Source organism: Oceanibacterium hippocampi, from assembly GCF_900172325.1.
Lineage (GTDB): Bacteria > Pseudomonadota > Alphaproteobacteria > Sneathiellales > Sneathiellaceae > Oceanibacterium > Oceanibacterium hippocampi.
On the sequence record NZ_FWFR01000012.1, the window covers coordinates 1 to 9,613 of the forward strand.

At 56.6% G+C, this 9,613-nt stretch carries 7 protein-coding genes; all 7 read right to left on the minus strand.

The window, feature by feature from the left end:
- The coding region (locus OCH7691_RS22650) for an ATP-binding protein (RefSeq protein WP_217808213.1) at window positions 1-896 on the minus strand (896 nt) is incomplete at its 3' end.
- 33 nt (window positions 897-929) lie between these two features.
- Window positions 930-2,747 (minus strand): AAA family ATPase, encoded by a 1,818-nt coding sequence (locus OCH7691_RS22655; protein WP_085885899.1) that lies wholly within the window; start codon window positions 2,745-2,747, stop codon window positions 930-932.
- Window positions 2,744-3,886 carry a metallophosphoesterase family protein gene (locus tag OCH7691_RS22660; RefSeq protein ID WP_281251947.1) on the minus strand — a complete coding sequence of 381 codons (1,143 nt, stop codon included), beginning with the start codon at window positions 3,884-3,886 and terminating at the stop codon, window positions 2,744-2,746. The genes OCH7691_RS22655 and OCH7691_RS22660 overlap by 4 nt, the downstream gene beginning before the upstream one ends.
- A gap of 28 nt (window positions 3,887-3,914) precedes the next feature.
- A complete protein-coding gene (locus OCH7691_RS22665; protein ID WP_085885900.1) occupies window positions 3,915-6,515 on the minus strand; it encodes a DEAD/DEAH box helicase in 2,601 nt (866 codons plus the stop codon).
- 4 nt (window positions 6,516-6,519) lie between these two features.
- Window positions 6,520-8,325: a site-specific DNA-methyltransferase gene (locus OCH7691_RS22670; RefSeq protein ID WP_085885901.1), complete on the minus strand. Its 1,806-nt coding sequence runs from the start codon at window positions 8,323-8,325 to the stop codon at window positions 6,520-6,522.
- Window positions 8,318-8,518 carry a helix-turn-helix domain-containing protein gene (locus OCH7691_RS22675; protein ID WP_085885902.1) on the minus strand — a complete coding sequence of 67 codons (201 nt, stop codon included), beginning with the start codon at window positions 8,516-8,518 and terminating at the stop codon, window positions 8,318-8,320. Before OCH7691_RS22675 ends, OCH7691_RS22670 begins: the two co-directional genes overlap by 8 nt.
- Before the next feature lie 394 nt (window positions 8,519-8,912).
- A complete protein-coding gene (locus OCH7691_RS22680) occupies window positions 8,913-9,482 on the minus strand; it encodes a site-specific integrase (protein WP_176245220.1) in 570 nt (189 codons plus the stop codon).
- Window positions 9,483-9,613: the final 131 nt, after the last annotated feature.

Sequence of the window (9,613 nt, forward strand, 5' to 3'; positions counted from 1 at the left end):
GCGCCCGACTCGCGCCAGGGCAACAAGCTGTTCCCTGAACTCAGGCGGGTAAGGGTTCCTCGTTCTCGGCATGATGACACTCTCCTCTCACAACTCGGATTGTGTCCACGAAACCGGGGGAACTCCAGTACAATGATCTGAACCTGCTGCCCTACCATGTTCAGAATGTCGAACATACGGTCCATCCTTCGATCATCGGAAAACACCAGCGCGTCATCCAGAACCACAGTCGCGGGATGTCCCTGTTCAATAAGCATCTCTGCAAAGGCGAGACGCACGAGGACGGCGATCTGTTCCTGCGTTCCCATACTCAGGTGCTGGAAAGATTCCTCGTACCCATCCTGCCGAACAACACCAACGATATGCAGATTTTCGTCGATGGTGATCTCAGCGCCGGGAAACAGGAGCTGCAGGTATGGACGAACACGCTTCAGCACCGGGGAAAGATAGCGCTCTTTTGCTTCAGTCTCGGCAGAACGCAGTGTCGTTAGCAGGAGTGATAGGACCTCGACCTCACGCTCGTAGCGCCGAAGCTGTTCTTCGGCCAGTTCAACCTCGCGTTCTTGCTGCTGAATGGCCTCATCGAGACCGGCCCCCTCAAGGGCTTCGATATGTGACCGGAACCCGGCTAGCTTCTCTTTCAGATCGGTGCGCTTGTCACGCCTGTCCTGAAGCGCCTTTTCCAGCCTTGAGATGCGCGCCTCCAGTTGGGGCAGCGTCTCGCCTTCGCGCTGTCCTTCAAGCGACGAAACTGCTTTCTCCTGATCGGCTAGGGCCTTTCGTGCTGCGGATACGGCGGCATGCAGATCTTCATCAGGAGTCTGTTTTTCGGCTTCAGTCAGATCGCTCTTCAGTCTTTCGAGACGTTCCTTCCCATCCTCATATCGCGTCCTCACGCCACCCAACTCGGTCTGGATACGGCCAATCTCTTATTCCGGGCCGACAAGGCCCGCACGGGCGGTGGTGAGCGTGTCCCTTGCTTCCTGGGCACCATCCTGAGCAGAAGTCAGGGCCTGCTCCGCCTCCTTTTCCGTCGGCAAGGCATCGATACCAAGATCGTCGAGCTCCCTTTCGAGGATTGTCTTCAGGCCAGCGATGTGGTCGGCAAGAGGCTCCGCGCCGGCATCGTAGTCGTCAGTTGCCGGCGCGTGCAGTTCGGCTTCCTGCTTTGCTAGTTCGGCATCCCGAAGCAGCTTTTCGCGCTTTGCTAGCTGCTCCTCGGCTAAATCGACGGACTTAACGCCGCAGTCTTCAAGCGCGGCCTTGAGAGCTTGATTCGCCGCGCGCTGCTGTTCGATCAGCTTGTCGCGATCCTTGATAGCGGGCTGAACAGTGATGCTGCCGTAGTCAGGGACGGTGATCGTCGTCGCCTCGACCGCTTCAACCGAAGTCTGGTCGGGGGAAAGCGCAGTTCCGTCGACTTCGATTTTCGACAATCGGTCGGAGGACATATCGAACGAAACGAGTGTTGCAGCAGCGGAAAGGCGCGCACGCGCGGTTTCGAGCTCCTTTGCTGCATCGCGTATCGCTTCGATATTCTCGTCGGTTACGAGAATGGCTGCCGCACCTTGTTGCGCAGCCCGTTGTTTCTTTTCTGCCGCGTGTGCCTTGTCGTAACGCCCCTGGAGTTCGCGAATTCGAGAGTCGCGCTGGACGGCGTTGAGAACGCGCCGTGCCTGTGACACGGCATTGTCTGCCTCGGTCACAGCATTCTCTGCTTCCTTCGCATCGCTACGAAGCTTTTCGACCTGCTTCCGCAAGTCCTGTTCGCTTTGACGGACCTCGTCGAGCTTCTTCTTAGCGGCCTCGACGGCTTCCCCTTCCATCTCGATTTGTTTCTTCAGATCGCGGCGCGCGGTCAGGGCCTGCTCGGCCTGTTCCAGATTTCGCTTTTTCAGCTCGACTTCAGTCACCGCTGCATCGATACGAGATTCCAACTTGGCGAGTTCAGCATGCCGGGTACGAGCAGCGTCGAGGTTCTCCTTGTCCGTCTGATCGTGTTCTCCCGAAGAAAGGCGGGCGAGTGTCTCCTGCGCTGCTTCGAGGCTCTCCAAGGTGTTCGAGAGGTCGCTTCGGCGGGTTCGCAGTCCTTCAAGCTCGGAGCGCAGGGAACCAATTTCGTCGATCAGTTCCTTGTATTCGCCTCGCGGCCGGCCAGTAGAGGTGACAAGCTCGGAGAGCTGCTTATCCACCGCGTCGGGCAAGGCCCTGCCGCGCTTGCCCCCTAGAACCTCACCGACTTCCGACTCCAATGCGCTGTGGAGGTTTGAACGCGCACTGTCCGGCAGATCGAGCGCGGCGAAGGACTGGCCTTGCTGAACCCAGAGCACATTCCACATGCCAAGGGTTTCGGGTTTAGCGCCCGACTTACCGGGCTCATCGAACCCGAGAAGGTTACGCAGCGTGTCTTCTGCTTCATCGCCCTCCAGCTTTCGCCCGTCCGGGCAGAACAGGTGAGCATAGGGCTTTTTCACGAATCGCTTTCTGATCCGATAATTTCCGTCATCGACCTCAAACGCCAGTTCGACGACAGGCGCTGCCTGGTTCCGGTCATTCTGTAGTGCCGTAATCGGTTGCGCCTTCGAGCTGTACTTCTCAAAGAGCGAGGCGCGCAGCGCGTCAAGCAGCGTTGACTTCCCCATCTCGTTGGGGCCGACAACGACATTCAACCCGTCGCCGATATCATCGAGACACATCGGCGTCGTGAACTTCTTGAACTGATTAACAGCGATGGAGCGAATTTTCATTGGCTCCTCGTCTGCAACTTCATGTGCTCGACATACAGCCGCTGGAGCGCTAGCGCGGCGATCTCGTGCTCTGGATCGCTCGTGTCATCGGACTTCTGTTTCAGGATATCGGCGGCGGTTCGCACAAACCCGCCCCGATCGATCTGATCAAGATCCTCTTCGCTAGGGCTTGGGAAAAGACGGGTATCATCCACCCTGAGATAACAGAAGGCGGCCGAGACCTGCTCGATTATCTGCTCTTCAAAATACTGCCTATCCTGAAGCGAAACCGCGCCTTCAACGTAGAGGCGGACCAGAATCCGGTTCAAGTCATCACCACTGCCGCGCAGGATCGTAGCAAGGGAGTCGATATCTTCGCGGATGTTAATTTGCTCGCGGTAGGTCTTCCACCGGTAACGACCGGTGTCTACCGGACTAACGACTGGTAGGGCGGCAGCATTCTCAAGCTCGACAAGAAGCGCCTGTCCGCCGCCATCGACATCAAACGCATCAGTCTCATGTGTGCCGCTATACCAAATCCTGTTATTGATTTTCTTTTGTCCGTGCCAGTCGCCCAGGGCCAGATACGCAAGCCCTGCCGACTGCGGCCTGTCCGGGTTGATGTAGTTCGGAACGTCCTTGTCATCGGAACCGAAGCCAGTGACCGTCCCATGCGCGAGCCCTATGCGGATAATCCCGTCGGGGACATCTGCATCATCCATGTACGCGGTAGGGTCCTGAAGCGTTCGCCGATACTGGAGCGGAGCAGGAAGCACCGCGAAGCCATCGGTTTCGAAAATCCGCGGTTCTGAATTAACGTGAACAATCACATTATCCGGCACCCCCCTTCGCAGGAGCTGATCCCAGAGGCCGTGCGGACGATGGGGATCATGGTTTCCGGGCATAAGATGCCACGTCACCTTCTCGAACTTCCGCATGCGTTCCAGCGGCTGATTAAGGGAGCGAGGTGACAACGCCTCCATGTCATAGACATCACCGGCGACGAGAATATGACCCGCACCATGCTTTACTGCTTGCTCGGCCAGCCGAGTTACCGCCGCGAGACGCGCTTCCTGAAGCAGCCCCGTCGTGCCGTCATCGACAAAGCGAAACACTTTGCCAATCTGCCAGTCCGATGTGTGTATCAACCTCAAAACCATGAGAAATCCGTGACGGTGTTGGGTAACGTTACTTTTCTAGGTACTTTGGCAACTTCGCTTTCCACTCGCTCATCAAAATGAGTGTGCCTTGCACCGTCTCGCCGGTGTTCTTGACCAACTCCAGCTCTCCGGCGGGGGTGTAGTCATCCCATTGGAAAGCATCGGACAAGAACGTAAGCACTTCGCGCTTATAGGCGGTATCGAGGTTATCGAGCTGATCTCCCTTCGTTTCGAGGACGGTGATCCTCTTGGCGTGGCCTTTAGTTTGAACAGCGAAGATAAAGTCGGGGTAGATTTTGGCTCTCTTCCAACCCTGTATGCCATATTGCGATCGGGCAACGTTTCGGTGCCACCAGGCTAGCGCCTTGTCTCCGTCGAGATAGACCGCGACATCTCGCTCGTCGTTGTTCATTTCGTTCTGATAGACGGGCGCAAAGAGGCTCTTTTCAAGTGGGAGGCCCGTCCTGCTAGGAAGCTGCGGCGCATATTCTGGCTCAGTCGTTTCGATGCTGACGGGCATGCGCCAGTTGCGCCCGTCGAGGCGAAGGCGGAACTGGATACGCCCGGCCGCGACTTCTGCCTTGAACAGAGTTTCGGCACGCGCCGTGCGTTCTGTGTCGAGCCCTTTGCGCAGCTCCTCGACGATCAGACTGGCAAGCTGGCCGAGCTTGCTGTCGTCGAAGCCTCTCGTACTAAGGCTCTCCAAAAGGCGACCAACAATCTCGCGCCCCACAAACGGGTTAGGCACGATGTCAGAAATCATGCGAACAGCGTGAGCGGGCTGAAAGACGAGCGTCTCGGAGTTTTCTGCAACGAGCTCGCTTTGAACAAGCTCCTCGCCGTCATCGGTGAGTCTAATCCTCTGGAGCTGGCTTTCAGCAGCCTGAGCGTTCTCAGGAATTTTGGCGGCAATACCTTTGGGATCGAAGCCGCGCCAATCTATGCTAGCGAGTACGTCTGTTTCGTAGTCGAGCTCGCGGGCATCATTGCCCTCCACGATCACGACTTTTGGCAGGTAGATTTCGGCTTTTGCGAAGGTAGGGCGCCGCTTTATCTGCCGCGCTACTCGCTCTGCACCGGAGCCATCGCCCTGCGAGACGTGAAGAACAAGATCCCCGAGTCCGTCCTGCTCGAGGCCATCCTTAATCGCCTCCACGACAGTCGCGGTGTCCGCGTGGTGAGTAATAACGTGGCACTCGTCTAGCGTACTCGTCCCGGTTTTCGTGGCATTAGGCTGCCTCAGAATTCGCCCCACGAGTTGCGTCATCGCCTTCAGATTCGAGCTAGCAGCCAGCGCGCAGAGCACATAGGCGAAGGGGCAATCCCAGCCTTCCTGAAGGGCTTGCTTAGTGATGATCGCGCGAATACGATTCGTCGGCGACAGAAGGTCCAGATTCTCTGGTTGGTTTAGGTCATTCTGCTCTGCTGTCTTGATGGCGACCTCGGCCTCGTCGAAACCAGCGGTGAGAAGCCAATCCTTCACATCCTCGGCATGAATGTGGCCGCTCTCGCGCTGATCGGCTCCGGTCCTTTCCACCTGGATCAGCATGATCGGGCGGATGTAGCGCCCGGTGTCGGCACGAAGCTGCCGTGCATCCTTGTCGAGAGCGTTCAATTTGGTCAGGGCAGCGTTAAGGGATGCCTTCCAGTCGTCGCTTTGCCGGGGGTCAAGATTCAGGGGCATTTTGATCATACCCTCGCGATCCAGCTCGCGGCCCGTTACCTCAACAAGGACATTCGCATAGCGGCCATCCCGAGGTTTTTTACCGCCGCGCGGCTGAACGTCCTGCGGCGTAGCTGTAAGCTCCATCACAAAACAGGGGTTGAAGCCGTATAGCGTGCGAAAGGCGAGGTCGGAGATGGCGCGGTGCCCTTCGTCAAGGACGACAACAGGCCGGATGATTCTCAAGGCGTTGCCGAGGGAATCCTTGACCATCGGGAACATACCTTCATAGGCGCTGAGATTGGGCGTCTGAATCAGCAAGGCGCGATGAGCCTGCTGCTCGCCCTCGGGTGGGAAGAAGCCGTGCACGTCACCCCTGTCCTGAAACATTTTCAGCGAGTCCTGGGTTTCGCGGTTCGCCGATTGCAGCATCAAGAGCATGACGCAAAGGTTGGATCCCACGTCGCGCGCGTTGAGAGGATCGGTCTTCTCCATGATCCGCACGCGCCCAGCGGCGGCGCGGTCGAGTGCTTGCCGGTAGGGATGTTGCCGATCATTCAGATGCTTAAGCGTCTGCGTGTAAATGGCTTCGTTTGGTACAATCCAAAGGACAAAGCCGGTGTTGCGATCTAGATAGCGGCCCATGATCCGAGAGACGGCTGAGACGGCCAGCCAAGTCTTACCGCCGCCCGTCGGGACCTTCAGGACGGCGTTCGGGACAGGCCGGTCGCAGCCGTCCATCCGGGGTGAGAACGGCGTCGCTGCGCGTGAGGCCGGGAGCTTTCCGTCCGCCTTTAGGGCCTCCCATGTCTCCTTGGCAAAGTCGGGGATAGCGAGACCAAGATCAGGGTCCTCCGCAGCTAGGGACGCAATCCTGTCGGCACGAGCTTTTTTCTCCTTCAGAAGGTCGAGATAGGAGTTGATCGTCGCGAGAACACGGTCCTGATAGTCGAGCTGGCGAAACATGGGGTCAGCTCCGGTCGATGCGGTAGAGCGCAAATGGTAGCGGCACGAACTCTACGGGTATGTTTTGTTCGGCCAACATCGTCTGGCTGACATAGCGCGCCGGGGCGAAGACAAGGTGCCGTTTGTCCGGGTCAGTCTTGGCGAAGGCCCTGGCGCGTTTCAGAGTCAGCGCCGCCTCAGGCGACTTCAGCCAATCCAGATCAGGCTTGTAGATAAGCCAGACATGCTGACCTTCAGTAGCACCGAGGTAGAAGTCCGCCTCACGCACGGCCGCCGGATCGAGGGCGCGGTTAGTCGCCATGTGGAATAAAGCCGCTCCGATACCTTCATAGGAGGGCAAGGTCTCTCCGCTCAGTATCTTGTCCAATGCGACTGGAGCGCCAAGCGTGCAATAGGTAAAGGAGCCGCCGAGACCTTCGGCTCTCTCCTCCACAATCTTCTCACCCGTGACGATCAGCTCACCGTCTTTAACCGTCTTCTTGATGCGGTCGTATTCGTGCCCATGAAGGTTCTCTATACCTTCAACCTTGTGCACGAGGTCGTTAGCCTTGGTTAGCGCACGCCAATTCAACTTCTCACGAAGAAGTTCCGTTCGTTGCGTCCCCTTGAATTCGTAACCATCGATAACTCTTCGAACACGCTCTGCTGTTAGTTGATCAGCATAGTCTTCCATTTCGACCAAAATAAAACGACGGTCTCCGTCATCACGACGATTAGCCTCAAGCACGGCTTGAGCCGTTGTTCCCGAGCCAGCAAAACTATCAAGGACTATGGAGTCTTCCCTGGTTGCCAGATCGAGAACTTTCAAAACTAGCCCCAAGGGTTTTGGTGAAATAAAGACCTCGCTAGAGTCTTCAAAATCCAAAATCGCCAGAAGGAGCTTCTTAGCATCCTGTGTATGTCCAACCTCATCAAACTCCCAGAGGGTTTGAGGCACCCTCCCAGATTTTACGTCACTCAAATATCTTTTTAGCCGCGGCTGATTATTGCGATCAGCTCCCCACCATACTCGGCCTTGGGTATCCAGCTCTTTGAAGCGGGTTTCTGAAACGCGCCAGTACATTCCTTTCGGCGGACCATCAATCTTGCGACCCGCGGGCGTCATGATTGGATAAGTTCCTTCACTGTAGTAGTTTCTTGCTGACAGATCACCAGACGTCCATGGGCCGCGCGGATCGTTATCTGGATTGGAATACCGCGCCTCCATTTCCTCGGTTCGGGCAAGCAAATTTGGACGCCAGATTTCTTTGTTCTTGGCATAGACGAGAAGATAGTCGTGGTCTTCGGAGAAATATTGAGCTGTATTTTTGGGCGAAAAAACTTTATGCCAAATACATGTCGCGACGTGATTTCCTTCTCCAAAAATTTCGTCGAGCATTTCCCGAGCGCGGTGCACCTCATTATCATCCAAGGTGATCCAAATGCTTCCGTCATTGGAAAGTAACTCATGCAGCAGGCGTAACCTCGGCCACATCATGGCGCACCATTTATCGTGGCGCAGGCCGTCCTCGATTCCAATCGGGTTAGAATCGAGCCAATCCTTGATCATCGGTGCATTGACGTTGTCGTTGTAGCACCAGCCCTCGTTGCCGGTGTTGTAGGGCGGGTCGATGAAAATGCAGTCCACCTTGCCTGCATAAAGTGGCAAAAGAGCTTTTAGGGCCTGCAGGTTGTCGCCATGAATGATCAGGTTCTCGTCAAGGCTCGGATCACCGATGCCCTTGTCGGGGTGCATTTCGAGCGGACGGAAGGGCACAGCGAGATGGTGGTTATAGACAAATTCCTTGCCCTTGAAGTTCAGCTCAGTCATGAGATTGCCTACCTTCTCGTTTGGCTTCCGTTTGCCGCCTGATCCACTGGGAAATACTCTGGCGCTCAAAACGCCAGGACCCACCAACCTTGAAGCCGGGCAACTTTCCTTCAGCGGCTAGCTTATAGGCCGTCTTCTCGTTGATTTTGAGAAGCCGTGCGACCTCGCGGATCGTTAGAATCTCATCATTCATGATCCAGTTCCGGGACCGACCTTTGATCGGAAAGTATAAGGAAAAATGCGGAAAATCGCAGAGAAAACTCTGAAAAAATCCGATTCTGAACTCGGAACGTGAGTTTACCTAGGGTTGCTGGCGTTGAGAGGGATCGGGTCATTTGAAAACACTGCGATTCGGAAGGGCAGAAAGCCGAATCGATAAGACTCTTTTGTTTTCCCGAGCCCTTGACGCCCGACGGGCTGGCTCGGACGCCTGAAAGGCTTCCCTATCAGCCTAACAGACGGCACACCGCAATCGTCCACTGCTGGACGATCCTCAAGCGGCGGCCTTTACCCGACCAGGTCCTTTGACGCTCACCGAGCTGGACCTGCCGGCTCCTGAAGCTGCCTTCCGAGCCTGACGGGTAGGTTCAAGCCTCCGGCCTATCGCCGGAAGCGTCTTTGGTAGCTTCGTCTCTGCGCTTCGGTCTCTCGCGCCGGACATTGACCAAGGATGTGTCGATCATGTCCTTGAGATGGGCCGCATAGTGCTTCTCGATCATCTCGACGCTGGTGCGGCAGTTCTTGGCGACCTGATAGATGTCTGCGCCTTCCAGAAGGCGGAAGCAGATATAGCTATGGCGCAGGCTGTAGGCCGTGCGGGCTTTACCGTTCCTGTCGAATTTCAGATTGTTGTCTTCGAGGATGCGGTTGAACATCTTCTTGAACTCGTTCGGGAAGAGCTTGTCGGTATGCTTCGGCGGCTCCGCCTTGACCTCATCCAAGTCATCATCGGGCGCGTCCGCAACAGGCCGGGGCCGGTCGCGCAGCCGTTCGAACGGGCGTACAGCGCCCGGCATGCTTTTGCAGTAGCCGACGCCGCGCTTGCCGCGCACCTCGATCTCAAGAATCTCTTCGCCGGAATAGTCGTCCGTGACGATCTCCACGTCACGGAATTCCAGATGCTTTATTTCATCGGGGCGAAGCCCCGTGTTTGCCATGAGGTGGAGTTCCCCCGGTTTCGTGGACACAATCCGAGTTGTGAGAGGAGAGTGTCATCATGCCGAGAACGAGGAACCCTTACCCGCCTGAGTTCAGGGAACAGCTTGTTGCCCTGGCGCGAGTCGGGCGC